General features: G+C 71.1%; 23 protein-coding genes and 2 pseudogenes. 17 read left to right on the top strand and 8 right to left on the bottom strand.

The window, feature by feature from the left end; genetic code table 11:
* Positions 1-280: 280 nt before the first annotated feature.
* The 3 genes from OIE49_RS27820 to OIE49_RS27810 all read left to right on the top strand — a co-directional run bounded on the left by OIE49_RS27820 (position 281) and on the right by OIE49_RS27810 (position 4,423).
* The gene (locus OIE49_RS27820) at positions 281-1,609 is read left to right on the top strand and encodes a DUF692 domain-containing protein (RefSeq protein WP_326804654.1); all 1,329 of its coding nucleotides are present in this window, start codon (positions 281-283) and stop codon (positions 1,607-1,609) included.
* Positions 1,610-1,734: 125 nt separating this feature from the next.
* Entirely contained in the window at positions 1,735-2,559 is an 825-nt protein-coding gene (locus tag OIE49_RS27815) for a TIGR04222 domain-containing membrane protein (protein WP_326804653.1), read from the top strand.
* A 199-nt stretch (positions 2,560-2,758) separates the two neighbouring features.
* A complete protein-coding gene (locus OIE49_RS27810; RefSeq protein WP_326804652.1) occupies positions 2,759-4,423 on the top strand; it encodes an alpha/beta hydrolase in 1,665 nt (554 codons plus the stop codon).
* Positions 4,424-4,479: 56 nt separating this feature from the next.
* Here OIE49_RS27810 and hemQ read toward each other — a convergent pair whose 3' ends face one another.
* Both hemQ and hemG read right to left on the bottom strand, forming a co-directional pair.
* The gene (gene hemQ / locus OIE49_RS27805; RefSeq protein WP_100566367.1) at positions 4,480-5,211 is read right to left on the bottom strand and encodes a hydrogen peroxide-dependent heme synthase; all 732 of its coding nucleotides are present in this window, start codon (positions 5,209-5,211) and stop codon (positions 4,480-4,482) included.
* A gap of 4 nt (positions 5,212-5,215) precedes the next feature.
* Positions 5,216-6,673, bottom strand: a complete 1,458-nt coding sequence (gene hemG, locus OIE49_RS27800; RefSeq protein WP_326804651.1) for a protoporphyrinogen oxidase — start codon at positions 6,671-6,673, stop codon at positions 5,216-5,218.
* Between the two features lie 172 nt (positions 6,674-6,845).
* Between hemG and OIE49_RS27795 the strand changes: the two genes are divergently transcribed.
* From OIE49_RS27795 to OIE49_RS27785, 3 genes are all read left to right on the top strand, one after another.
* The gene (locus OIE49_RS27795; RefSeq protein ID WP_326804650.1) at positions 6,846-7,844 is read left to right on the top strand and encodes a DUF4349 domain-containing protein; all 999 of its coding nucleotides are present in this window, start codon (positions 6,846-6,848) and stop codon (positions 7,842-7,844) included.
* Positions 7,845-8,063: 219 nt separating this feature from the next.
* The gene (locus OIE49_RS27790) at positions 8,064-9,473 is read left to right on the top strand and encodes an FAD-dependent oxidoreductase (protein WP_326804649.1); all 1,410 of its coding nucleotides are present in this window, start codon (positions 8,064-8,066) and stop codon (positions 9,471-9,473) included.
* A gap of 162 nt (positions 9,474-9,635) precedes the next feature.
* Entirely contained in the window at positions 9,636-10,454 is an 819-nt protein-coding gene (locus OIE49_RS27785; protein WP_326804648.1) for a rhomboid family intramembrane serine protease, read from the top strand.
* Between the two features lie 97 nt (positions 10,455-10,551).
* On the opposite strand, the pseudogene OIE49_RS27780 reads toward OIE49_RS27785, so the two are convergent.
* Positions 10,552-11,481 (bottom strand): annotated as a pseudogene (locus OIE49_RS27780) (IS630 family transposase); the annotation flags it as partial.
* A gap of 253 nt (positions 11,482-11,734) precedes the next feature.
* Between OIE49_RS27780 and OIE49_RS27775 the strand changes: the two are divergent.
* Positions 11,735-12,502: an SDR family NAD(P)-dependent oxidoreductase gene (locus OIE49_RS27775; protein WP_326804647.1), complete on the top strand. Its 768-nt coding sequence runs from the start codon at positions 11,735-11,737 to the stop codon at positions 12,500-12,502.
* 333 nt (positions 12,503-12,835) lie between these two features.
* Here OIE49_RS27775 and OIE49_RS27770 read toward each other — a convergent pair whose 3' ends face one another.
* The 3 genes and pseudogenes from OIE49_RS27770 to OIE49_RS27760 form a co-directional block, all read right to left on the bottom strand.
* Entirely contained in the window at positions 12,836-13,513 is a 678-nt protein-coding gene (locus OIE49_RS27770) for a TIGR04282 family arsenosugar biosynthesis glycosyltransferase (protein ID WP_326804646.1), read from the bottom strand.
* Positions 13,510-14,101: pseudogene (locus OIE49_RS27765) on the bottom strand (glycosyltransferase family 2 protein); the annotation flags it as partial. The gene OIE49_RS27770 and the pseudogene OIE49_RS27765, both read right to left, overlap by 4 nt.
* Positions 14,102-14,281: 180 nt before the next feature.
* Positions 14,282-14,743 (bottom strand): YbhB/YbcL family Raf kinase inhibitor-like protein, encoded by a 462-nt coding sequence (locus OIE49_RS27760; RefSeq protein WP_326804645.1) that lies wholly within the window; start codon positions 14,741-14,743, stop codon positions 14,282-14,284.
* A 431-nt stretch (positions 14,744-15,174) separates the two neighbouring features.
* Between OIE49_RS27760 and OIE49_RS27755 the strand changes: the two genes are divergently transcribed.
* The 3 genes from OIE49_RS27755 (at position 15,175) to OIE49_RS27745 (ending at position 15,989) form a co-directional block, all read left to right on the top strand.
* Positions 15,175-15,354, top strand: coding sequence for a hypothetical protein (locus OIE49_RS27755; RefSeq protein WP_326804644.1), 180 nt, complete (start codon positions 15,175-15,177; stop codon positions 15,352-15,354).
* Entirely contained in the window at positions 15,338-15,586 is a 249-nt protein-coding gene (locus OIE49_RS27750; protein WP_326804643.1) for an NADH-ubiquinone oxidoreductase-F iron-sulfur binding region domain-containing protein, read from the top strand. The genes OIE49_RS27755 and OIE49_RS27750 overlap by 17 nt, the downstream gene beginning before the upstream one ends.
* Positions 15,587-15,803: 217 nt before the next feature.
* Positions 15,804-15,989 carry a hypothetical protein gene (locus OIE49_RS27745; protein ID WP_326804642.1) on the top strand — a complete coding sequence of 62 codons (186 nt, stop codon included), beginning with the start codon at positions 15,804-15,806 and terminating at the stop codon, positions 15,987-15,989.
* Positions 15,990-16,024: 35 nt separating this feature from the next.
* Here OIE49_RS27745 and OIE49_RS27740 read toward each other — a convergent pair whose 3' ends face one another.
* Complete coding sequence (locus tag OIE49_RS27740) at positions 16,025-16,468, bottom strand: GtrA family protein (protein ID WP_326804641.1); 444 nt, start codon at positions 16,466-16,468, stop codon at positions 16,025-16,027.
* A 212-nt stretch (positions 16,469-16,680) separates the two neighbouring features.
* Between OIE49_RS27740 and OIE49_RS27735 the strand changes: the two genes are divergently transcribed.
* The 6 genes from OIE49_RS27735 (at position 16,681) to OIE49_RS27710 (ending at position 23,742) form a co-directional block, all read left to right on the top strand.
* The gene (locus tag OIE49_RS27735; RefSeq protein WP_326804640.1) at positions 16,681-18,114 is read left to right on the top strand and encodes a molybdopterin-dependent oxidoreductase; all 1,434 of its coding nucleotides are present in this window, start codon (positions 16,681-16,683) and stop codon (positions 18,112-18,114) included.
* Between the two features lie 2 nt (positions 18,115-18,116).
* Positions 18,117-18,620: a hypothetical protein gene (locus OIE49_RS27730; protein ID WP_326804639.1), complete on the top strand. Its 504-nt coding sequence runs from the start codon at positions 18,117-18,119 to the stop codon at positions 18,618-18,620.
* Entirely contained in the window at positions 18,617-19,297 is a 681-nt protein-coding gene (locus OIE49_RS27725) for a class I SAM-dependent methyltransferase (RefSeq protein ID WP_326804638.1), read from the top strand. Before OIE49_RS27730 ends, OIE49_RS27725 begins: the two co-directional genes overlap by 4 nt.
* 282 nt (positions 19,298-19,579) lie before the next feature.
* Positions 19,580-21,403, top strand: a complete 1,824-nt coding sequence (locus OIE49_RS27720) for a glycoside hydrolase family 15 protein (protein ID WP_326804637.1) — start codon at positions 19,580-19,582, stop codon at positions 21,401-21,403.
* Between the two features lie 842 nt (positions 21,404-22,245).
* Positions 22,246-22,416, top strand: coding sequence for a hypothetical protein (locus tag OIE49_RS27715; protein ID WP_326804636.1), 171 nt, complete (start codon positions 22,246-22,248; stop codon positions 22,414-22,416).
* Between the two features lie 18 nt (positions 22,417-22,434).
* Positions 22,435-23,742, top strand: a complete 1,308-nt coding sequence (locus OIE49_RS27710) for a multicopper oxidase family protein (protein WP_326804635.1) — start codon at positions 22,435-22,437, stop codon at positions 23,740-23,742.
* 379 nt (positions 23,743-24,121) lie between these two features.
* Here OIE49_RS27710 and OIE49_RS27705 read toward each other — a convergent pair whose 3' ends face one another.
* Positions 24,122-24,697 (bottom strand): molybdopterin-dependent oxidoreductase, encoded by a 576-nt coding sequence (locus OIE49_RS27705; RefSeq protein ID WP_326804634.1) that lies wholly within the window; start codon positions 24,695-24,697, stop codon positions 24,122-24,124.
* Between the two features lie 354 nt (positions 24,698-25,051).
* Between OIE49_RS27705 and OIE49_RS27700 the strand changes: the two genes are divergently transcribed.
* Positions 25,052-25,372 carry a transposase gene (locus OIE49_RS27700; protein WP_326804633.1) on the top strand — a complete coding sequence of 107 codons (321 nt, stop codon included), beginning with the start codon at positions 25,052-25,054 and terminating at the stop codon, positions 25,370-25,372.
* Positions 25,373-25,379 lie beyond the last annotated feature (7 nt).

The raw sequence follows: 25,379 nt of genomic DNA, 5'->3' as shown, positions 1-25,379 counted from the left end.
CCAAGCTCTTCGAGCAGGGGGCACCCCCAGCCGCGTTGTCGTCGGTTGGCAGGGCTCCGCCCTGCCGCCCTCCTCCGCCTTGCGACGCTCCCCCACTGCCTGAACGGCGTGGGAGGTGCCCCAGCACCAGACCCCGCTCCCTGATCCGGCCTGATCCAAACGAAAGACCCTAGCTCAAATGTTGCTCTGAAGGTGCGGGCCGCGGGGTTCGGGGCCCGGCGCCCGGGCCATACCCCCGTCACGTGCACCGTTGTGGAGGCAAGAGGGGGGCGGGGGCAGGATGGAGCGGCTCGGGACGGGGATCGGGTGGCGGCCGGAGATCGCGGACGCGGTGGAGGAGATGCCGGGCATCGACTGGGTCGAGGTCGTCGCCGAGAACGTGTGCCCCGCGCATCCGCCCGAGTCGCTGCTGCGCCTGCGCGGCCGCGGGGTGACCGTGGTCCCGCACGGGGTCTCGCTCGGCCTCGGCGGGGCCGACCGGCCGGACGAGGGCCGGCTGACCGCCCTCGCCGAGCGGGCGCGGGCGCTCGGCTCGCCACTGGTCACCGAGCACATCGCGTTCGTCCGCGCGGGCGGCGCGCTGACCGCCTCGCCGCGGCTGGAGGCAGGGCATCTGCTGCCCGTGCCGCGCACCCGCGACGCTCTCGACGTGCTGTGCGAGAACGTCCGTATCGCGCAGGAGGCACTGCCCGTGCCGCTCGCCGTGGAGAACATCGCCGCGCTGCTGGCCTGGCCGGAGGAGGAGCTGACGGAGGGGCAGTTCCTGTACGAGCTGGCCGACCGCACGGGGGTGAGGCTGCTGATCGACGTGGCCAATCTGCACACCAACCACGTCAACCGGGGCGAGGACCCGGCTCTGGCGCTGGCCGAACTCCCCCTCGAAGCCATCGCGTACGTCCATGTGGCGGGCGGCTTCGAACGGGACGGCGTCTGGCACGACAGCCACGCCCACCCGGTGCCGCGCCCGGTCCTCGACATCCTGACCGACCTCGCCTCGCACGTCGCCCCACCGGGGGTCCTGCTGGAACGCGACGAGAACTTCCCCGAACCGAGCGATCTGGAGCGGGAGTTGGCGGCCATCGCAACGGCGGTGGAGTCGGGACGCACGGCGCCCGTGCGCCCCGTCCCCGACGCCGACCCGACGCCCGTCTCCGATGTCGCGCCCGGACCGGAGCGGCGGGCGGCCGGCACCGAGGCCGCGCGGCAGCGGCTCGCGCTCGCGCAGACCTCGTTGCTCTCGGCGCTCGTCGCCGGGACGCCCGCGCCGGAGGGGTTCGACCGGGTACGCATCGGCGTGCAGGCGCGCTCGCTGGCCGCGAAGCGCGCGGACGTCGTGGCCAAGGTGGCGCCCGAACTGCCGGTGCTGCTCGGCGAGGGCTACCGGACCGCGTTCCTCTCCTATGCGCAGACGCACCCGATGACCGGGGGCTACCGGCAGGACGCCCTGGAGTTCACGGAGTCCCTGCTGCTCGCCGGCCGGCCTCACGACGCGGGCGTCCGGCGGGAGTTGCGGGAGTGGTGGCTGGACCGCTCGGGTCCGGCGCCCCGGTCGCGCCGCCCGGCGGCACGGGTGGCCCGCGCGGCCCAGCGGGTGCTGCTGGGCCGCTGAGCCCGGCCCCGCCACCCCGACGCCCTGACCTCGGCAAACAAACGGAACGTCACATACCGGAAACACTCTGTCCGGATGGCGAACAGGGCATGGCGTTTCCCAGGCCTCTGGCATAGAAACGCGTCATGTTCTGGGTCCTTCTCCTGCTTCTGGCCTGGGCCTTCGCGGGCACGGCATGCCTGCGGCTGTGCCTGGCCGCGGTGCGCGCCGCGGCCGTCGACGTGGACGCCGGCCGGGGCCGCGATCTGACGCTCTACGAGGCGGCGTTCCTCTCGGGCGGACCGGCGCGGGTCGCCGAGCTGACCCTGGTCTCCATGGCGCGCCAGCGTCGGCTGCTGCTCGCGCACACCGGCTGGGCGACGGTCGTCGACCCGCGCGGGCGGGACGAGATGGAGCGTTCCGTCATAGGGGCGATCGGCCCGGAGGGGCAGTCCCGGATCGCGCCGGTGCGCGCGGCGGCGGCCACCGCGGAAGCGGTGCGCGGCCTCGCCGACCGACTCGTCAGGGCAGGTCTCGCCGTGCCGGACGGGGACGGGTCCACGATCGCGGCCGGGGTCCGCCGCGTGCGGATCGCCGCGCTGGCCGTCCTCGCCCTGAGCCTGACCGCGCTGCTGCTGCCCGGCCCGACCGGGATGCCCCGGGAGCTGATCGCCCTCTGGTTCGCGCTGCCGCTCGCGCTGACCCTGAGCTGCCTGGTCATCGCCCGCTTCGAGGTCCACCCGTACTCGCGCTGGGCCTCTCCGGCCGGCCAGCGCCTGCTCGGCAGCCTGGCCCGCCACATGAACGGCTTCAGCGACGAGCGCGCGTACCTGGCATCCGTGGCCGTACGTGGCATCGACGCGATCGGCGAACCGAACCTGCGCGCCGCCTTCGCCCACCACGACCGGCCCACGCAGGACCGCCCCGCACGCAACCGACCCCCGCACGGCCAGGCTTCCCGGGACCGCTAGGGCCTGCTGCGATCGACGCCGACGGAACCGACGGGCGGGCGTGCGGCGGCCGTGCGTGCCGGAGTGTGCGCCCGGCGCCGGGGCCCGCCCGGGGCGCGTCGGGGGCATCGGCCGCGACACCGGCGGGCGGTGCTTGTCCTTGCCGCCGAGGTGAACGAAACATCGCTTCTGTCGCTGCCGTGCACCGAAGGGATACGCGATGACCGCTGCCGCCGTCTGGACGGCCGCCGGGTCCCTGGTCCTCACCGCCCTCGTCGGCGCCCCCGCCTCCTCCGCCGCGCGCCTCCCCGGTGCCGCGGCGGAACTGCGTGGCGCCGTCGTCGCCGCGGCGTGGGCGCGGGCGGCCGGGATCGACTTCGGCGCGTGCCCGGAGGCGCGGGAGCTGCCCCGGACCATGGAGTGCGGCACGGTCCAGGTGCCCCTCGACTACGCGCACCCCGACGGCAAGCGGATCCGGCTCGTTGTCAGCCGGGTGCGGGCCACGCACAAGGACCCGCGCAACAGCAAGCGCAGAGTGCCCGGTCAGGGCGCTCTCGTGTTCAACCCGGGCGGTCCGGGCGCCGACGGCACCTCCTTCCCGCTGATGGGCCTGCTGCCGGAGTGGAAGCGCGTCGCCTCCGCGTACGACCTCGTCGGCTACGCCCCGCGCGGGGTGGGCCGGTCGGCCCCGCTGTCCTGCCAGGACCCGAAGGACTTCTTCGAGCTCAGGGCGCCCAGAGCAGCGCCGACGCACCCCTCACGGGCGTACAAGGAGCAGCGCGTCGCCGAGGCCAAGGCGTACGCGGGCGGCTGCGCCCGGCGCGCGGGCGAGTCCCTGCGTCACTACAACTCCCTCAACAACGCCCGCGACCTGGACGTGCTGCGGGCGGCGCTGGGCGAGGACCGGCTGACGTTCGTGGGCGCCTCGTACGGCACCTACCTCGGTGCGCTGTACGCCACGCTGTTCCCCACGCACGTCCGCCGGATGGTCTTCGACGCCGCGGTGAACCCGGCGCCCGACCGGATCTGGTACCGAGCCAACCTGGACCAGTCGGCCGCGTTCGAGGCCCGCTGGGCGGACTTCCGCGAGTGGACGGCGCGGCACGACGACGTGTACGCGCTGGGCCGTACGGCCGGGCAGGTGCAGAGGAGCTACGAGAGGGCGCGGGAGCGGCTCGCCGCCGAACCGGCGGGCGGCTCGGTGGGACCGGGCCAGTTGCAGGGCCTGTTCCTGACGGCCGGGTACTACGACGACTACTGGCCGGGCAGCGCCAAGGCCCTGTCGGCGTATCTGAAGGGCGACCCGAAGCCGCTGGTCGCGCTGGCGGCCCCGCACCGGGAGGGGGCCGCCGCAGGGGAGAACGGCAGCGCGGTCTACACGGCCGTGGAGTGCAACGACGCTTCCTGGCCGACGGACTTCGCGGTCTGGGACCGGGACAACACACGGCTCGCGCGGGTGGCGCCGTTCGAGACCTGGAGCAATGTGTGGGCGAACCTGCCGTGCGCCTACTGGCCGGCGCCCCGGCAGCGGCCCCTGGACGTGAGGACCGGCCCCGGCGAGCTGCCGGCGACGCTGATCCTGGCCGCCGAACGGGACGCGGCCGCGCCGTACGCGGGCGCCCTGGAGCTGCGCGGGCGGCTGGCCGGTTCGGCGCTGGTGACCGAGCGGGGCGCGGGCACCCACGGCATCGCGGGCGGGCCGAACGCCTGCGTCAACGCGCATCTGGACGCCTACCTGCTCCAGGGCCGCCTGCCGCGGCCGCAGGCGGTGTGCGCGCCGCGCGCGGAGCCGCGGCCGCACGGCCCGACGTTCCAGGAGACCCGCGTACGCCAGTTGCGTGAGGCCTTGCAGCGGGCGACCGGCCGGACCGACGCCCACCGCTGAGCGGCGGGGCCGTGTCGGTGTCCCGGGGCCCGTCGGCCCCGGGACACCGGCACGCGTCAGGCCAGACCGGCCACCAGCTCGGCGATGTCCTTGCGGCGCCCGGTGAAGAACGGGATCTCCTCGCGCACGTGCCGGCGGGCCTCGGAGGCGCGCAGGTGGCGCATGAGGTCGACGATGCGGTGCAGCTCGTCGGCCTCGAAGGCGAGGACCCACTCGTAGTCGCCGAGGGAGAAGGACGCGACCGTGTTGGCGCGCACGTCCGGGTAGCCCCGGGCCATCTTGCCGTGGTCGGCGAGCATGCGGCGGCGGTCCTCGTCGGGCAGCAGGTACCAGTCGTAGGAGCGCACGAACGGGTACACGCTGACGTAGTCGCGCGGCGTCTCGTCGGCGAGGAACGCCGGGATGTGCGAGCGGTTGAACTCGGCGGGGCGGTGCAGCGCCATGTTCGACCACACCGGCTCCATGGCGCGGCCGAGCCGCGTACGGCGGAAGAGGTTGTACGCCTCCTGGAGCTGGTCGCTGGTCTCGGCGTGCCACCAGATCATGAGGTCGGCGTCGGCGCGCAGGCCCGAGAGGTCGTACGTGCCGCGGATGGTCACGCCCTTGGCGGCGAGCTGGTCGAACAGCTCCTGGACCTCGTCCGCGTAGCCCGCGCGGTCCTCGGGGAGCAGGTCCTTCAGCTTGAAGACGGACCACAGCGTGTAGCGGATGACCTCGTTGAGGTCCTTGGCCAGCTTGCCCTTGTTCGGGACCCTGCCGGACTCGGTGGTGGGGGCGTCGTCACTCATGAGGCTATTCTCCCGCTCCGCCGTGCAGACTCTGCACCGGGGCCGCGGTGAGCTCCTGCAGACCCCGAAGGTCACCCCGCAGCTGGTCCACGGCCGCGTACGCGCTCGCGACACACGCGGGGATGCCCACTCCGTCGTACACCGCGCCGCACACCGCCAGACCGGGCAGCTTGCCGACGTGCTCGCGGATGCGGGCCACGCGCGCGTGGTGGCCGACCGGGTACTGGGGCAGTCCGTCGGTCCAGCGGGTGACGCGGGTCTCCAGGGGCGCGGCGTCCAGGCCGGTCGCCTCACGCAGGTCGTGCCGGGAGACGTCGACGAGGCCGGCGTCGTCGCGCTGGAGGATCTCCGTCTCGCCGTACCGCCCCACCGAGGTGCGCAGTACGACCACGTCCGGGTCCTCCTCGGCGATCCAGCCCCACTTCCGGGAGGCGAAGGTGGACGCCTTGATGGTGCGGCCGTCGACGGGGGGCACCAGGAAGCCGCTGCCCTCGGGCAGGGTGGTGGCGTCGGCGCGGCGGTAGGCGAGGGTGATCAGGGCCATGGAGGCGTACTCGACGGCCCGCAGTTCGGCGGCGGCCTCCGGGGACTCGGCGCTCAGCAGCCCGGCGGCGACGGGCGCGGGCACGGCGACGATCACCGCGTCGGCGTGCAGCACGCGGTCGCCGGCGGTCACCTGCCAGGACGTACGGTCCTGCCTGCGCAGCTCCGTCACCGGGGTCCCGGTGAGGATCTCGCCGCCGCGGGCCCGCACCGACTCCGCGACCGCGAGCGGCAGTCGGCCCACGCCGCCCTCGATGCCCATGAACACCGGCCCGGTCTGCTGCGCGGCGGCCGCCGCGGCCTGGATCTCGCGGACCCCTTCCAGCAGCGAGTCGTGGGTCTGCGCGGCCCGGAAGAGCTGGGGGACGGCCGAGCGCATCGAGATGCGGTAGGCGTCACCGGCGTAGACCCCGCCGAGCAGGGGCTCCACCAGGCGGTCGACGACCTCTCGGCCCAGGCGGGCGGCCACGTACTCGCCGACGGCCACGTCGTCGCCGACCTCCGTGCGGGGCAGCCCGGCGTCGCGCTCGATACGGGCCAGGCCCTCCTCGGACAGCACGCCGGACAGCGCGGAGGCGGTGCCGGGGACGCCCATGACGTGCCCCTTCGGCATGGGGCGCAGGGCGCCGCGGGTCCAGATGGAGGCGCTCGCCGTGGCGGGCGGCTGGAGGTGGTCCGCCAGTCCCATCTCCCGCGCGAGGGTCACGGCCTCGGGGCGGCGGGCGAGCATCGACTCGGCGCCCAGGTCGACGCGGACGCCCGCGATCTCGCCCGGCAGCAGCTTGCCGCCGACGCGCTCGGCCGCCTCCAGCACGGTCACCCGCGCCCCCTGCCGCAACAGCCGGTGCGCGGCGGCCAGCCCCGCGATCCCGGCCCCGATGACGACGACATGGTCCGTGCCCGTACGCGTTGCGCTCATGAGCCCACTCTCTCAGACCGCTCCGACACGCCTGCGCGCCCCGGTGTCCGGGCCCGAGTCATGCCCGAGTCACGAACGTGACCGCATCGGAACCCACGCTCGGCCAACGTCTCGCGTGGGCCGGGAGTCGAAGAAGCGTCAGTGGTCACGACGACCCTCGGGGGTATGCCACATGCGCACACGACGTTCCGTCCGGCCCGCTCACGCGCTGGCCGGGCTCCTGCTCGCCACCGCCCTTTCGCTCACCGGGTGCAGCGCGGGCGACAGCACCGCTGACTCCTCCGCCAAATCCGCGGCGGGCGCGGGCGGCAGCGAGGACCAGCGGGGCGCGGCGGACAGCGGCGGCGGCCGGGCCTCCGGGGCGAGGGCCACCGCGCCGCCCCGGATCACCGCGAACCACATCATCCGCACCGCCTCGCTCACCGTGCAGGTCAAGGACGTGCCGAAGGCCCTCGACGCGGCCCGGACCACCACCGAGAACGCCGGGGGGTACGTCGGCGACGAGAGCACCAGCCGCGACGAGGACGGGCACGAACGCACGCGCGTGGTGCTGCGCGTGCCGGTCGACCGGTACGACGAGGTGCTCAGCGATCTGGAGGGCACCGGCAAGCTGATCGAGCGCACGGCGAAGGCGCAGGACGTCACCGCCCAGGTCGTCGACGTGGACAGCCGCGTCAAGTCGCAGCGCGCGAGCGTGGCGCGGGTGCGGGAGCTGATGGACCAGGCCACCCAGCTCAGTGACGTGGTCAGCCTGGAGGGCGAGTTGAGCCTCCGCGAGTCCGATCTGGAGGCGCTGCTGGCCCAGCAGGCGTCGCTGAAGGACCGTACGAGCCTGGCCACCATCACCCTGTCGCTGTCCCGGAACCCGGCGCCCAAGCCGGTGGTCGCCGGGGACGACGAGCCCGGGTTCCTGGACGCGCTGGCGGGCGGCTGGCACGTGTTCGTCACCGTGCTCCGCTGGATCGCCCTGGCCGTCGGGGCGCTGCTCCCGTTCGCCGCGGCGGCGGCCGTCGTCGCGGCGGTGTGGCTGCGGGTGATACGGCCCCGGCTCCCGCGCCGCCCCGCCGCCGACGCCCCCGACATGACCGCGCCGGACGCGCTGCCGGACTCCCGGTGGGAGCCCGCGCCCCCGGCCGGGGAGCCGGGCGGCGAACCGGGCACTGAGGACTGAGGCGGCGTCGGGGCTGAGGCTGTCTCAGGGCCGGGACGCACTCAGGACCGGGACGCACTCAGGACCGGGGGCGACTCGGGATTGCGGCAGCCTCAAGACCGGGGGCCGACCCGGGACCGGGGACACACTCGGGACCCGGGGGCGGGCTCAGGACCGCGGCAGCCTCAGGACTGCGGCAGCCGCACGACCGGGGCGGCCCGATCCCCGTAGCGTGGGCGCATGGAGATGAAGGCTGCGCGGGATGCCCGGGGTACGAAGGAACGCCTTGTCGTGATCGGCGGCGACGCCGCGGGGATGTCCGCGGCGTCGCAGGCACGCCGGCTGCGCGGGCCGGACGAGTTGGAGATCGTGGCGTTCGAACGCGGCCACTTCGCCTCGTTCTCGGCGTGCGGCATCCCGTACTGGGTGGGCGGCGACGTCGACGAACGGGACCGGCTGATCGCCCGCACGCCCGAGGAGCACCGCGCGCGGGGCATCGACCTGCGCATGCGCACCGAGGTGACGGAGATCGACGTGGCCGCCGGACGCGTGCGCGCGCGGGACGTCGATTCCGGCGCGGAGTCCTGGACGCCGTACGACAAGCTCGTGATCGCGACCGGTGCCCGCCCCGTCCGCCCCGACATGCCCGGCGCCGACGCGCCCGGCGTGCACGGGGTGCAGACCCTCGACGACGGCCAGGCCCTGCTGGACACCCTCGCACGCGCGCGTGGCCGCCGGGCGGTGGTGATCGGGGCGGGCTACATCGGAGTCGAGATGGCCGAGTCGCTCATCAAGCGCGGCTACGAGGTGACGGTCGTCAACCGTGGCCGCGAACCGATGTCGACGCTCGACCCCGACATGGGCCGCCTGGTGCACCGGGCCATGTCGGGCCTCGGCATCACCATGGTCGACGACACCGAGGTGACCAAGGTGCTCACCGGCGACGACGGCGGGGTCCGGGCCGTGGCGACCGCGCACGCCGAGTACCCGGCGGACGTGGTCGTACTGGGCATCGGGGTGCGCCCGGAGACCGCGCTCGCACGGGCGGCCGGGCTCCCGCTCGGCGCGCACGGCGGCCTGCTCACCGACCGGGCGATGCGGGTGCGCGGCCACGAGAACATCTGGGCCGGCGGCGACTGCGTCGAAGTCCTGGACCTGGTCTCCGGGCAGTTGCGCCACGTCCCGCTGGGCACCCACGCCAACAAGCACGGCCAGGTCATCGGCACCAACGTCGGCGGCGGCTACGCCACCTTCCCGGGCGTCGTAGGCACCGCGGTGAGCAAGGTGTGCGACCTGGAGATCGCGCGCACGGGGCTGCGCGAGAAGGACGCCCACCGGGTGGGCCTGCGGTTCGTGACGGCCACCGTCGAGTCGACCAGCCGCGCGGGCTACTACCCCGGCGCCTCCCCGATGGCCGTCAAGATGATCGCCGAACGCGGTACCGGCCGCCTGCTGGGTGTGCAGATCGTCGGCCGTGAAGGCGCGGGGAAGCGGGTGGACATCGCCGCGGTCGCTCTCACGGCCGGTCTGACGGTGGAACAGATGACGGCCCTGGACCTGGGCTACGCGCCGCCGTTCTCCCCGGTGTGGGACCCGGTGCTCGTGGCCGCCCGTAAGGCCGCGGTGAAGGTCCGCGACAGCACGCCGTGATCCCTGCGCCGTTCCGGCCGGCCGGTCGCGGCAGCGAGCGGACCGGACGAGTGGTCCGCCGCAGCCCGCCTTCCCCGGGCCGCGGGCGGTTGAGGAAAGGTACGTACACGCGGACGGCCGTGTTCACCGGTTCGGCGAGCGCATCGCGGGCAGTACTCTCCTGTGGTCATTCCGGTCCATGATCTGAACCCGACGCGGCACACCCCGTGGGTGACGTACGCCCTGATCGCCGCGAACGTCGTCGTGTTCCTGCTCACGCCAGGCATCGCCGGATCCGTCGCGGGCAGCAGCTCGCTGGCGCAGCTGTGCCATCTGGAGTCCTTCACGCAGCAGTGGGCACTGGTGCCGAGGGAGCTGATCCACGGTCAGCTCCCGTCGCTGGTCCCGACGGGCGGCGTCGGGGTGGGCGTGCACGGCCCGGGCTGCGTGCTGGGTCCGCCCGCCTACGACAAGTCGCCCGTGCTGTCGGTCCTCACGGCGATGTTCCTGCACGGCAGCTGGCTGCACCTGCTGGGCAACATGCTGTTCCTGCTCATCTTCGGCAACAACATCGAGGACCGCATGGGGCATGTGCGGTACCTGCTGTTCTACCTGGTCTGCGGATATGCAGCCGGGTACGGATTTGCTCTCACGAACTCCTACTCCGCCACTCCCCTGATCGGCGCCTCGGGCGCCATCGCCGGCGTCCTCGGCGCCTACCTGGTGCTCTATCCGAGGGTACGGGTCTGGATCCTCGTCCCCTTCCTCCTCTTCCTGCCGCTGCGGCTGCCGGCCTGGCTGGTGCTGGGCTTCTGGTTCGTGCTGCAGGCGCTCTACTCCACCGGCCAGGCCGTCGCCGAGGCGGGCACCGTGGCCTACCTGGCCCACGTGGTCGGCTTCATCGTGGGCATGCTGCTCGCCTGGCCCCTCAAGCCGGGCACTCCCCCACCGCCCGAACCGCGCGGCATCCTCTTCGGGCGGCAGACGCGACGGGCCTGGTAGGGCCACACGCCAGGAGCTGGGCAGCGCAAGGAAAACCTGAATGGCTCTACACAAGCGACGTTTGCCTTTCCGGGCCAGCCGTCGATCGTTGAACGATTCAACCACCTATACGTTTTGCCAAATCCTTGAGCCTCCAGCAGGATTCATGCTGACCCATTGCCGACTTTCCTGACGCCCTGTCAGGCGAACTACTCCTGAAGTTCCCCCTGGTAGGAGACTGCCGCGGCAGCCGGTTCCAGTGTCCTGCGCCGGAGATCCGTCGGCAGAATCGGGCGCGGGATTCGAGGATCTCCTCGGCGGTCTTGGTCCAGACGAACGGCTTGGGGTCTGCGTTCCAGTCCTTGACCCAGGCGCGGATGTCGGCTTCGAGGCTCTGGACATTCTTGTGTGCGCCGTGGCGGATCATCTGGTCGGCCAGGAACCCGAACCACCGCTCGACCTGGTTGATCCACGAGGAATCGGTCGGGGTGAAGTGCATGTGAAAGCGGGGGTGTTTGGCCAGCCACGTCCTGATCGCGGGCGTCTTGTGGGTGCCGTAGTTGTCGCAGATCAGGTGGATCTGCAGATGCGCCGGCACCTCCTTGTCGATCCGGATCAGGAACTTCTTGAACTCCGCCGCTCGGTGCCGGGGGTGCAGGGAGCTGATGACCTCGCCGGTGGCGACGTCGAACGCGGCGAACAGCGTGGTCAGCCCGTTGCGGACGTAGTCGTGGGTGCGCCGCTCGGGCACGCCCGGCATCATCGGCAGCACCGGCTAGGAGCGGCCCAGGGCCTGGATCTAGAACTTCTCGTCCACCGAGAGGATCACCGCGCCCTCGGACGGGTTGAAGTACAGCCCGACGACGTCGTAGACCTTCTCCACGAACAATGGGTCCATGGACAGCTTGAAGGTGTCCGTCAGGTGCGGCTTGAGGAGGAACCGCCGTCGCCACTTGCGGACCGTGTCGGCCGAAATCCGCAGGTTGCGGGCCACCTCGACGATGGGCGGGACATCAGGTCCGGCACACGCCAGCACAATCCGAGCCCGTCACGGTCCGCCTCCGCCCGCACGAGTGCCTTCGAATTGTCTGTCCTCGTGGCCGCCCGTAGTCCATACGGGCCGTCAAGTGCTGCCGTTCGATGGACGGTGCAGTCAGGTCCGATGCGGCTGCCGTCCGGCTATGACACCGTCCCTGCGTGGTGCCGGGGGATACGCCCCTACCCAGAGTGGAACGGGTTTCCTGCGGGTTCCGAACCACTTGCCCATCATTCACCTGGATGGTTGCCGGAAGGACTCTTGATTGTCTGGTCCCGTCGTCCTCATCACGGGCGCGCTCACCGGTATCGGCCGAGCCACCGCCTTCGCTTATGCCCGTCAAGGCGCGAACCTTGTGGTCTCCGGCCGCCACCAGGACGTGGGTGAGCAGTTTGTCAGGGAGCTCTCCGACCTTGGCGGCCCGGCCGAGTTCGTGCGAGCCGACGTCCGCTTCGAGGACGAGGTGAAGGACCTCGTCGACCGCGCGGTCGTGCGGTTCGGGCGGATCGACGTCGCCTTCAACAACGCCGGCACCGAGGGAATGCCCAGCCCTGTCACCGAGGTGACCGACGAGCGTTACCAGGCCACCTTCGATACCAACGTCAAGGGAACACTGCTGTGCCTGAAGCACGAGTTCCGGGTCATGAGGGAACAAGACGGCGGCAGCATCGTTAACGTCAGCTCCAACTATGGCCTGATGGGTTACCCCGGGGCGACCTTGTACGTCGGCAGCAAGCACGCCGTCGCCGGCATCACCAAGGCGGCGGCACTCGAAGGCGCCGCTCACGGTATCCGGGTCAACGCAGTCGCGCCCGGCTACACCCGGACGGCGATGTACGAGCGATTCACCGGTGACGACGCGGCGCGTGACGCGGTGGATTCGGTGCTGCCCATGCACCGGGCGGGCACTCCGGAGGAGATCGCCGAGGTCGTACAGTTTCTGGGTTCGGACAAGGCGAGCTACGTCACCGGGCACGTCCTCCTGGTCGACGGTGGGCTCATGGCGGGCGGGCCCCTGTTCCCGAGCTCGTGAACCCCAAGGCAGGTCAGGGGCACGCGGCGGTCAGCCCATTCGCTCGATGATTTCAGACCTCACTCGCCTGGCGGCCCGGGGCAATCGGCCAGGGCTGCGGCGGCGGGCGACAGGTTCCGCGCCTCGGGCCAGCCAGGGAGAGGCGCCGTGTAGCGGCCGAGCGGCAGGTTGACCGCGCCTGGCAAGCGCCACACGGCCGTCGACGCAAGGCGTCGGCCAGGTCCTTTCGGACACCTCAGTCGCCGGTCCGATCCTGGTCGTGACCCCGTAGGCGGCAGCAGCGACCTGCTCACCGGGACTGCGCGGCAGCGAGGCCAACGACGAATCCCCGGCTCAGGAGACCATGTGGCGGGGGTAACGCCCCAAGAGGGTGGCGAACCTCGCACCCGGTGCCGCGGCCGCGACCTCGGCCTCGTCAGGCGCTGTGTCCACGTCGCGCAGGAGCGGCAGGTCGCGCACCCGAAGGCCCGCCCCGGTGAGACGGTCGCGCTGTGCGGCGCCGGTGTACGCGGTGGACATCGGGATGCCTCGCAGCAGCGCCGGGTAGGGCGCGGCCAGGCCCAGCGCCCAGAACCCGCCGTCCTCCGCCGGGCCGAACCACGCGTCGTACTCCCGCCACGCGCCGGGATCCAGGACGGGGGCGAGGAGATTCGGGGTGAGCTGTGGGGTGTCCATGCCGACCAGTAGGGCGGGGCCGTCCGCGACGGTGGCGAAGGCCGCGGCCAGCCGCTCGTCCAGGCCACCGGACACCTGCGGGACCACCTCGATGCCAGTCGACAGCCAGCGTCCGGGCGCGCCGTCCAGGAAGAGCACGCGGCGGCGGGCCGGGCCCCGCAGCACGGTCTCCAGGGTGTCGGCGAGCGCCGCCTCCGCCAGCGCCGCCGCCTGAGCAGGGGTGTACGGCGAGGTGAGCCGGGTCTTGACGTGCCCAGGCCGCGGTTCCTTGGCGATCACCAGAAGCGCGGTCGGCCCGACCGCGCTCTCGGGCGTCAGCCCGACCGGGCCGCTCATCGGGGGGCTCCCGCCAGACGCCGGGGCGGCTCGCTGAGGACCGCGCGCATGTCGCGCACCGCGTGCCAGGTGCCACGCCAGGTGCCGGTGACCTTGGAACGGCCGGCGCGCGGGTAGTACGGCACGTCGACCTCGCGCACCCGCCATCCGGCGTCGGCGGCGCGGACGACCATCTGCAACGGGTAGCCCGACCTGCGGTCGGTCAGGCCCAGATCGAGCAGGACCTCCCCGGGCCACCCGCATCGGACCGAGGTCGTGCAGGCGCAGGCCGGTGCGGCGGCGGATAAGCCGGGCCAGCTCTCGGTTGGCGAGCCGGGCGTGTACCGGCCAGGCACCGCCTGTCGTTGGCCGGCGCCGCCCGAGTACCAAGTCCGCCTCACCGTCCAGGACGGGCTGGGCCAGGGATGGCAGCAGTCCCGGGTCGAGGGAGGCATCACAGTCGCAGAAACAAACCACGGGCGCGGTGACGGCGCGTAGCCCGGCCGCGCAGGCGGCGCCGAAGCCACGCACCGGTTCGCCCACGACGTACGCGCCCAGCGACGCGGCGAGCTCGGCGGAGCTGTCAGTGGAGCCGTTGTCGACGACCAGAATCTGGCCCCGCTCCTGCCCCAACTGCGGCGAGCCGTTTCCGTACATTGCCTCATGTGAGGCCCAGCGTGGGAGACCGGAACCCGCAACGAACAACCCGCTATGGCGGGCGTGCAGCGCCGTGGCGGCGGCGATGATCGAGCGCGCCCAGGCCGCTCCCGGCCCGACGGCTCCGCTGCGTCAGTGGCGCGTGTAGGGGGCGACCAGAACCGCGGTGGCGCCAGCCTGACTCCGTAGTTCTTTGAGGGTCTGACTCGGCGAGGTGTTCTGGCCGAAGGACGCCGGCAGAGGGTTGCGGAGCGCGTACAGCGTCAGCTGGTACTCGTGTGTGTGACCGGCGGGCGGGCAGGGGCCGTCGTACGTCGCCTCGCCGAAGTCGTTCAGGAGTTCCCGGGCACCGTGCGTCAGGGCGTGCGCCTGCGTTCCCGCCGCCGTTGCGGGAAGGCCGACCTGGAGCCAGTGGATCTTCTGGTTCTCCAGGTCGACCATGGACAGGGCGAGTTCGGCGGTCCCGGCGGGGACGTCCTTGAACCTGAGCCCGGGGGAGTAGTCGTGGGGGCTGTCACAGGTCATCAGGGGCAGGAACGCGCCCGACGCGTCGAAACCCTGGCCTCGGCCGAGGGCGAAGGGACCTGTGGGCACCGCCGTCGCCCGGGAGACCGCAGTGGACGGGGCCGACGTCGCCCGGGTGTGCCGGGAGGATGACGAGCACGCGACGGTCGTCAGCAGTGCGGCTGCGGCAAAGGCGCCTGAGACAAGGAATCGACGCTTCATGGTGGAAACGTATGCCAGGCGGACGCCGGCAGCCCGAACCGGCTCACGGCTTCCTGACCCTCGGTCCCCGGCCCCGGATGGGCCGCAGGCATCGGAAGGGCCCGACCCTGTCGAACAGCGGCCAGACCCCCTTGAAGGCGCCCCTGTCGTGCTCGGACTTCCAGCACATCCCCTCCCCGCGGCAAGTGCCGAGGAGCGCCAGTTACTCGCCGGGAAGGCGATCTGGCGGCGCTCCGCGGTCGGCTCGTGCCGGCCGGACTCGATGTGGCTGACGTAGCACCCACGTCAGCCAGCGGTGCTTGTATCTGTTCGGTTTCTGGGAGCCGAACCTGACCGCGCTCCTGACCGCCCGGCTCGCGCGCGGGGTTATCTTCGTCGACGTCGGCGCGAACATCGGCTACTTCACCATGCTCGCCTCCCGAGTCGTCATACCTGCCGGGCGCACAGCCCCTTGGCCATCACATGGCGTCAGCAATTAGCGCAGTTCGGCACTCGGCTGGGAGGGAAGTTCCAGGGCGCAACGGGCGTCGCGATCCCAGACGATGGCGACCTGACCCGGGCTGCGTCGAGCTGCACGAGTTGTTGCGGCATGTCTGGGCGTTCGCTGTGGCGGAGAGCTGTAGGGCGTGCTCGCCGTGCCGGGTGGGATCGCGGCGCGGGCCGGTGTCGGCAAGCACCTGCAGCCATGTGGCCGAGTCAGGATCAAGCTGAGGAGTCACGGGAACCTCGTCCAACTCTTCAGTCCGATGACACCATGACCGGAATTTTACCCATCTGCTCTTGGCCCGGCGGACGGCGGGCTATTTCTTGAGGCGCCGGTTTCCGCCGCGCCAGCCGTGATCCCACAGGCGGACCGCCTCTGCGTCGCTGGGCAGCCGGCTGAACGTGTCTCACCGAGGCGCCGATGTCCGGCCTGGCCCTCGTGGCCATGGGTGGCCGATGGGAGTGGCTCGCCGTCGCCGCCGCGGGCACCGTGCTGTATGTCGCGGACGCACTGCAGCAGCAGGCTGTTCAGGCCTCTGCGTACGGGCTGGCCGCCGTGACGGTGCTCGCTGGTGCACTCGTCCGGGCGCGGGCGCGTGGCGGCGGAGACAGGGGGCTGGACGGTGCGTGAGGGCAGGCGTGTCGGCCACACGGGGCGCGGGGGAGTCATCGGTGGCGGCGTCTGAAGACCACCATCCGCAGGACGGTGAAGCGCACCACGGTCGCCAGGGCGAAGCTCGGTGCGAGCACCAGGGTCTCCGCTGCTGGTGAGGCGGTGGGCTGGTAGTGGCGGAAGAGCAGGAGGGCGCCCGAGGTGACCAGGTACGCCAGGACGAACAGGCCACCCGCGGCCAGATGCGCCTGATGGACCCGGACCGTGGACCCGCGAAAGGTCAGTCGGCGGTTGGCCTCCGTGTTGAGGACGGTGACGACAAGCAGGGAGGCGAAGTTGGCCAGGATGGGCGGCGACCAGTGGCGCAGAACCCAGTACAGCAAGGCCTGGGCCACGGTGGAGGCGACGCCGATCACGACGAACCAGAAGACTTCCCTGGTCAGCGCGGTGCGGCCGGGCCGGGCGGAGGTGCTGTGCCGTGCGCTGAGGCGTCGCACCTCACCATCATGAGGTCACCGTGCGCCCCGTCGAGCCGTGCGGAGCGCCGGTTTCGACCGTTCGGCGGGCGACGGACACCCGTATGCACGCCAGGCACGGAAAGCCGATCCGATCTGTGCCAGTTTGTAGCTGACGGCTTGACAAGCACCAACGGCGCGCTGGGGTTCGATGGCACCCCTTCGAGGGTTGGCCGGGACAGAGGAGGCGGCCGATGGGCAGTGGCGGACGGCCGCCGGCCCCGGGCTCCGGCGGGCCGCAGCGGCCGGGATCGGACGAGGGGCACGTACAGGGGCGCCTCGAGCGCGTGCGCGCTGCCGTGGCGGCGCGGGCCGCCAAGGGGGCCGCTCGTACCCGGGCCCTCGTGCGGCGGGTCGAGCGGACTCCTCCGCCTCCGGGGCCGTTCCGTCCCGGCTTCTGGCGCAGTCCCCTCCGCGGGCCCTGGCTGACGTCCGTGTTCGGCCTGGTGCTGCTGATCGGCATCCCGCTGATCTTCGTCACCGGGATGCTCTCCTACGCCTCCTACAACCCGGGACTCGGCCGCATCAACGACCAGACCCCGGACAAAGACCTGCTGGGCTTCTACCTCTTCGACTGGCCCACACATCCGTACTGGCTGTACCGGCTGACCCAGGGCGTGCACGTGACCCTCGGCGTGGTCCTCGTGCCCGTGCTGCTGGCCAAGTTGTGGTCAGTGATCCCGAAGCTGTTCGAATGGCTGCCGGTCCGCTCCTTCGCCCATGCACTGGAGCGGTTGTCCCTGCTCATGCTGGTCGGCGGGGTGATCTTCGAATTCGTCACCGGCATCATCAACATCCAGCTCTTCTACGTCTTCCCCGGCTCCTTCTACACCCTGCACTTCTACGGCGCCTGGGTCTTCATCGCCGCCTTCGTCGTCCATGTGAGCCTCAGACTCGGACGGATGACCCGCGCCCTGCGCTCCCGCAGCCTGGCAGCCGAACTGCGCACCGACCTCGCCCACACACGGCCAGAACCCCCCGACCCCGACGGCCTGGTCCCAACCGCTCCCGCACCGCCGACGATGACCCGGCGCGGCGCGCTCGCCATGGTGGGGGGCGGATCGCTCCTCCTCCTCGTGGTCACCGCAGGACAGAGCATCGGCGGCTGGCTGCGCGGCACCGCCCTCCTCGCGCCGCACAACCGTACTCCGGGCAGCGGCCCGAACGCCTTCCAGATCAACAAGACCGCAGCCTCCGTCGGCGTCACCCCCGCGCACGTCGGCCCCGCCTGGCGCCTGGAGATCCACGGCCCCGGTCCGACACTCGTCCTCACCCGCGCACAACTCCTCGCGATGCCCCAGCATGCCGCCGCACTGCCGATCGCCTGCGTGGAAGGGTGGTCCACCCCCAACCAGCAGTGGAGCGGCCTCCGACTGGCCGACCTCGCCGCCCTGGCGGGCCTCCCCGACGCCCGAAGCGTCCTCGTGCAATCCGTCCAACCACCCGGCCCCTACAGCTCGGTGGTACTGCGGGACAACCAGATCCACGACCCTCGATCGCTGCTCGCCCTGCGCGTCAACGGCGCGGACCTCTCACTCGACCACGGCTACCCGGCCCGCGTCATCGTCCCGGCCAACCCCGGCGTGAACAACACCAAGTGGGTACACCGGCTCACCTTCAGGACCTGACCATGGCGCGCTTCGTCCGCTGGTACGGCTCCGGCCCCCTCCACCTTCTCGTCCTGATCGCCTCGTTCGCCATCACCGGCTACGCCCTGGTGCGCCTGTTCGCTGTCCGCCCGCTCGAGGTTGCGATCTGGTTCGTCGGCGCGGCGGTCCTCCACGACCTGATCCTGCTGCCCCTGTACTCGCTCGCCGACCTGTCGGCACAGGCTGTCCTGCGGCATCGCGCCACCCGCATGCCACAACCACCGTGGATCAACTACCTGCGCGTGCCCACCTTTCTCTCCGGTGTGCTCCTGCTCGTCTGGTTCCCCCTCATCTTCGCCCTCTCGACCCCCTACCCGGGTGCCACCGGTTTGTCCATGGACGTCTACCTCGGCCGGTGGCTGGCCATCACCGCCGTGCTCTTCGCCGCCTCGGCAGTAGCCTTCGCCCTCAAACTGCGCCGCGTCCGTCGAGCCGCCCCTGCCGCCGAGGAACGACCCGCACCAGGTCACGACGCCGCACCATGACGTCCAGCGAGGACCGGGCGTCGGGCGCCGGCACGGACCCCTACGCGCTCGCCCTGCGCAGCGGCCGCGACCAGGTATACCTACGCTCGGGGGACGGACGTCGGATCCGGATGCCTGTGGATCGCTGGTACGCGCAGCCCACCGTGGCCGACGACTCCGTGCTCAATCGCTGCGTCGGCCCGGTTCTCGACGTCGGCTGCGGCCCGGGCCGGCTGTGCAGGGCACTCCTGAGCCGCGGAATCTTCGCGCTCGGTGTCGACGTGGCTCCCCGCGCCGTGGCTCACACCATCGCTTGCGGCGGAATCGCACTGTGCCGATCGGTGTTCAACCGGCTACCGGCCGAGGGAAGCTGGCAGACCGTCCTGCTCATCGACGGCAACATCGGTATCGGCGGTGACCCGCGCGCCCTGCTGTGCCGCTCCATCCGGCTCACCGCGCCGACGGGTGTTCTCCTCGTCGAGGTCGATCCTCACGACGTCGAGGAGCTGTGCACCGCCTGGTTCGAAGACATCCACGGCCGCAGGGGGCCGCCGTTTCCCTGGGCGTGTCTGGGAGCACCAGCGCTCCACAGGATCGCCGAGGACCTTGCCCTCAGCGTCACCGGCCAGTGGAGATGCGGCCACCGATGCTTCCTCGCCCTCGGCCGCCAGGACTCATCCCCGGGACGTCGTTGCTGAGGCGGGGTTGACGACGCGCTGGCAAGGAGACACGACGTACGCCGCCCAGACGCCGAGCGCGGGGTGCGACACCAGGTCGTCGCGCCACCCGGTCGGGGCAACCGCCGGCGGCCGGCACGTGCGATCAACCGATCGTGCTGATTGGGTGGGGGTGATTCTGCTGTGCAAGGAGGCTGGGATCAATGACACTCGTCAGACACCTGAAGAGACCTGCGGCGCAGGCGGCTGCTCACGTCGTCCAAGCCGGGCCACGTCCGGCCCACGGTAGACGGGCTGCGACACATGAGTGCGCGACCGATCGGTGACCACGCTCTGCTGTCCGACTGCCGCTCGGCCGCGTTGGTGACCTCCGACGGCTCGGTGGACTGGCTGTGTCTGCCCCGGTTCGACAGCCCGGCGATCTTCGCTCGACTCCTCGACGAGGACGCCGGCCACTGGTCCATCCGCCCTACCGGCCCGGTCGACATCAGCCGCCGCTACGTCAAAGACACCCTTGTTCTGGAGACGACCTTCCGCACAGCCGCGGGTACGGCGGTCCTGCACGATGCCCTTGCCCTGGGGCGGCGTGAACGCGGGCACGCGCTCGGTGCCGCTTCTCCCGGAACGCTCCTGCGGCGGATCACCTGCACCGAAGGGCGGGTGAACATCGACATCGACTACGCGCCGCGCCCGGAGTTCGGACTCGTCCACCCCCTGCTCTCAGCCGTGCGAGGCGGGCTCGCGGCGTACGGGGGTGCCCACGTTCTGCTGCTGTCGAGCCCCGTCGACCTGCGGGTGAGCGGCTCCACAGCGCACGGCCGAATCCCGCTCGCGGCGGGGCACCGCCTCGGATTCGCCCTGCACGTCGGGTCGGCCTGGGAAAGGGAGTCGGTGGGCTGGCGAGCGGGGCGGATCCGGCGCCGTATGTCCGACACCATCGAAGGCTGGCGCTCCTGGTCGAAGCTCCACCGCGGCTACGTCGGCCCCTGGCAGGACGAGGTGAGCCACAGCGGACGCGTGCTGAGAGCCCTGACCTTCGCTCCCACCGGGGCAATCGTCGCCGCAGCCACCACCTCTCTGCCCGAGAAAAAGGGCGGGATGCGCAACTGGGACTACCGCTACACCTGGGTCCGCGACGCGAGCTTCACCATTCAGGCGCTCGCCACGGCCGCCTGCGAGAAGGAGAAGAACCGGTTCTTCGACTTCCTCGCCCGGGCTGCGGCAACCCAACTCGACCGCGGCGTCGACCTGCAGATCATGTACGGCATCGGGGGCGAACACGACCTGAGCGAGCGGCTCCTGCCGCACCTGACCGGCTGGCGCGACAGCAGCCCCGTACGGATCGGCAACGACGCATGGCGTCAACGCCAACTCGACGTCTACGGCGAACTCCTCGATGCCGCTCACCAGACCCTTCCGCCCGGTGAGCCTCTCGCCCCGGCCACCCGCACCTTCCTGCTTCAGGCAGCCGAGACAGCCGCCCAGCGCTGGCCCCACCGGGATCAGGGCATCTGGGAAAGACGCGGACCCAGCAGACACCTCCTCCACTCGAAGCTGATGTGCTGGGTCGCCCTGGACCGCGCCATCGCCATGGCCCCCGCCCTCCAGGCCGGCGAACGCCTGCCCCACTGGCAGCACGAGCGCGACCAGATCCGCCAAGCCATCGAACAACGCGGCTGGAACCCCAGCCTTGGCGCCTTCACCCAGGCATTCGACAGTGACGACCTCGACGCCTCCGCCCTGATGCTGCCCATCGTCGGCTTCCTGCCGCCGCACGACCCCCGGATCCAGTCCACCGTGCTGGCCATCGCCACCCAACTGACCGACCGCAACGGCCTGGTCCGCCGCTACCTCACCGACGAGTTGCAGGGAGAAGAAGGCGCCTTCTTGCTGTGCACCTTCTGGCTTGCCCAAGCCCTCGCCCTCACCGGCCACACCACCCGTGCACGACACGCCTTCCAAGCCGCCCTCGCACACGCCAACGACCTCGGCCTGATGGCCGAGGAGACCGACGCCACCACAGCAGAGGCCCTCGGTAACTTCCCCCAAGCCTTCAGCCACATCGGGCTCATCAACGCCGCTCGCGCCATCCGCGATGCCGAGCGACAAACAACGCCCGCCCAGTAGGCCAACAACTAATGTGTAGCGCCAACCGCCCTACCGATCTGCGCACTCACGCAGGCGCACAGTGAATGGTCTCTGCCCGTAACGAAGACGCCCATGACGGCCCCCACCGGCCTTGCCTTCAGCCGGGAAGGTCGGATGCCGGCCATGCGGGTCATGCTGCGGGCGCCCGATCGTCTTCCAGGACCCTGAGGTCGACGTCGAGGTGGGTGTCGTAGTCATCCGGGGCGATGCTGAGTCTTGCCGCAACGAGCGGCCGCAGTTCCTTCTGGGGGCCACGCCTTCCGCGCACCGCGGGCAGTGGCCCGGAAAACATCCGCTGCCACCGGACTGGATGCCCCATGTCATCGTTGGCCAGGCTGATCCCACGGCGACCGACCCCTGCCCGGCACCAAGCACAACCGGCTGCCCAGCGTCGGGGGCAGCGCAGTGATCGCGCGGGCGCTGCAAGAGCTGGAGCCCGACAGTACCGAGCAATTGCCGAGGATCGCCCGAGAGGCGCCGATCTGGCGAGCAGGCTCCGGGACGCAGCGGGACCGCTTCTGCGACTGCGCTGAGCGAGCCACGGGCCAGGGCCTGGATGCGTCCTGACCTGTGGTGCTCGAAATATCCTCGCTCACGGTTCCTCAACGGCGCTGTAGCGCAGCTCGCAGCACTGCGGAGCTCTCGAAGTCCAGCATGGGCGATCGTAGGGGACTCATTCGGGCGAATCGGCACCGTAGGCCGGGCGTGGCCGTGCGGCACGAGATCTTTGCACGCTTACTCTCCGGCTGATTGACCATCAGCATACGGTTCGCCTGCCGGACATTTCCGGTCGGGGCCCGCCCGCTCCCCTGGGGAGACAAGTGACCCTGCCCAGTACGCGTTGTTCCTCGCCGTCCCGCATCGTCGCCGGTCTGCTCCTCGCCGCGCTCTGGCTCGTCGGCTGCGCGGGGAGTGCACCGAGCGAGCGCTCCAGCGACACGCAGGGGTCCGTGGTCGAGGGCGGGCCCACACCGCCGGGCGCGGGGCCATGACTCCAGGATCCCCCGGAGGTGGTGAGCCGCGACGGCTTCCTCAGGACCACGATCGTGGTGGAACGGCGAAAGGTCCGCGTCGGCAACCGCCAGTTGTACGCGACGACCTACAACGGGGCCTACATGCCGCCCACGTTGCGCGTGCGGCCCGGCGACCGTATCGACCTGACCATGATCAACAAAACCGACAAGTACACCAATCTGCACACGCACGGACTCTTCGTGTCGCCGCGTGCTCCCTCCGACGACATCTTCGTCTCCATCAAGTACGGGCAGTCGTACCACTACACCTATCAACTGCCGCTCAGTCACCCCACCGGCACCTTCTGGTACCACTCACACGCGGACATGCTGTCCGCCCCGCAGGTCGCGAGTGGTGAGTCGGGCATCCTCGTCGTCGAGGGCCTGCAGCGGCACCTGCCTCCGTCGTTGCGGAACATCACCGAGCACACCATCGCGCTCAAGGACTTCCAGGTCCAGGGCGACGCGATCAAGACCCATCCCCTGAGTATCGGCGCGTCCACCCACCGCACCGTCAACGGCCAGCAGAACCCGGCGATCCACATCCGGCCGGGAGAGACCCAGTTGTGGAGGCTGGCCAACATCGGCGCCAACATCTACTACAAGCTGCACCTTCCGGGCGCCCGCTTCCACGTGATCGCTCAGGACGGCGTTCCCGTGGGCAGGGTCTACGCCGAGGACACACTGCTCGTTCCCGCCGCCGCTCGCTTCGATGTCCTGGTCCAGGGCGGCGCTCCCGGCACCACCCGGCTGGAGACACTGCCGTACAACACCGGCCCGGCCGGGAACCAGTTCCCCCGGGCCGACCTCGCCACTGTTGTCACCAGTGGCACGCCCATGACGCGGGCCGCGCTCCCGACCGACCTCGGCCCTTACGAGGACTTGAGCCACGCGACGATCGCGGACCGCAAGACCGTCGTCTTCACGGAGAACAAGGCCGGCACGGTCTTCTACGTCAACGGCCGGACGTACGCCCCGAACCGGACCGACTTCGTCTCCACCCTCGGCACCGTCGAGGAGTGGACCGTCCGCAATGACTCGGACGAGGACCACAGCTTCCACCTGCACACCAACCACTTCCAGTTGATGAGCACCAACGGGAAGGCCCACGACCCCACCCACGGCGTGTACGACACGGTGAACGTGCCGAAACGTGGTGCGATCGTCGTTCGCATCCACTTCAGGGACTTCACCGGCAGGACCGTGTATCACTGCCACATCCTCAATCACGAGGACATGGGCATGATGGCCGTCCTGAACATCGCTCCGCCCGGCGCGCGACCCCGGGCCACCCACAGCGGATGACCGCCGACACGCGGTGCGACCGCCCCGTTCACCAGGCCTGACCTGGGTCACTCAGCTTGACGCCCGCCCCGACCGTCCTCGAAAAAACGCCTGCCACGCGTTGCCTTGGGGGACGATGTTGCTGTCACGGACAGAAAGCCCCCTCGGCCGCGTCAGTGGCCCTTGACGGGTACCGCGGTGGTCGGGGTGCCCCCCTGACCCGTGGCGGAGCGGCAGCAACGGGCCCTGCCGTTCTGCCAAGGCGTTCGGTCAGGGACAGCATGTGATGTGCAGGTGTGCCGCGGCGTTGTTGGCGTATCCCCTGGGATTCCAGACGGTCGCCGGGGATTCGGCCTGCACGGCCGCGGTGGAGTCCCAGGCGCGTGCGATGAGCTCGGCCTCACCGGGGGGGCAGAGTGACCATGGCGCGCCAGCGCTGCCAGGTCCAGGGATTCTCCGGGGGGTCGAGATCCGTGGAAGTCCAGGTGCTGCCGTGGTCGGCGGAGACATCCACGCGTGCCACGGTTCGGTCGTCCCCGGCGAAGGCGAACCCGCTGACCTCGGTCGGTCCAGAGGGCAGGTGGTCGTTCTTGCCGGGCCGCAGGATCGCGCAGTGGATGGCGACCGGGCCGAGGGTGATGCCGTCGCCCGGTCCGGCGGCCTCGGGGTCGGCTTCGGGGGGCAGGACGCTGTATTCGGCTTGGAAGTAGTTGTCGGTCGGTTCGGCCTGCGCGCTGATGCGCTGGAGCCATTTGACGCTGCGGGCGCCGATCCAGCCCGGCACGACCACGCGCAGGGGAGCGCCGTGCGCGGCGGGCAATGCCTGATCGTTCATGGCCCAGGCCAGGAGCACCTCGCTGGAAGTTGCCTTGGCCACCGATATGGAGCCGCCGAAGGGCTGGGGTGGGGCGGCCTGCTGTGACACGTCGGCGCCGGTGGGACGACGCAACCGCGTCGTGACTTCGTTGTTGAGCACCGGTCCCGAACACCCGTAACTCGGTGCGGGATACCGGACTGAGCGGGTTCGGGGGTAGATCGGTTGATGGACGGCCCTGGTCCCAGGCGGAAGATACGCCGTAGGTGCCCCTGCGCCAGCGGATCTTGAGCGCGTGTCATTGCCTCTTGACGGGCACAGGCCGAGGCCCCCTGCGCGGAGGCCGGCGGCGCGCACTGGGCCGTCCTTCCGGCCTGGCAGCGGAGGCTGAGCAGTTCCTCGCCTCCGTCGGCATCGCCCCCTCATCAGTCGCCGGGCCGGTGTGGTTGAGCTGGGCGTGATGGTGAAGGGGCCAGTGTCCCCGGGATGATGGGATTCATGAGAGGGCCTTTGACCATGGCTGCCTCCAGAAAGTACCCGCTGGAGTTGCGTGAGCGTGTGGTGCGGATGTATCGCACCATCGAGCCGAAGCCGCAGATCAAGCGGCTGGCCGTCGACCTCGGAGTCCATCCCGAGGCCCTGCGGACCTGGATCCGTCAGGCCGAGGCCGATGCCGGCGAACGCGGCGACCGGCTGACCACCGGCGAGCGCGAGGAGCTCGCGGCCTTGCGTAGGGAGAACGTCCAGCTCAAGCGGGCGAACGAGGTGCTGCGCACGGCCTCGGCTTTTTCGCCGCGCAGCTCGACCCGACCCGGCCCAGGTGACGGCGCTCCTTGACCTGAGG

The organism is Streptomyces sp. NBC_01788 (assembly GCF_035917575.1).
Lineage (GTDB): Bacteria > Actinomycetota > Actinomycetes > Streptomycetales > Streptomycetaceae > Streptomyces.
The sequence above is the reverse complement of the archived record's forward strand: the minus strand, read 5'-3'. Positions and strand labels throughout refer to the sequence as shown.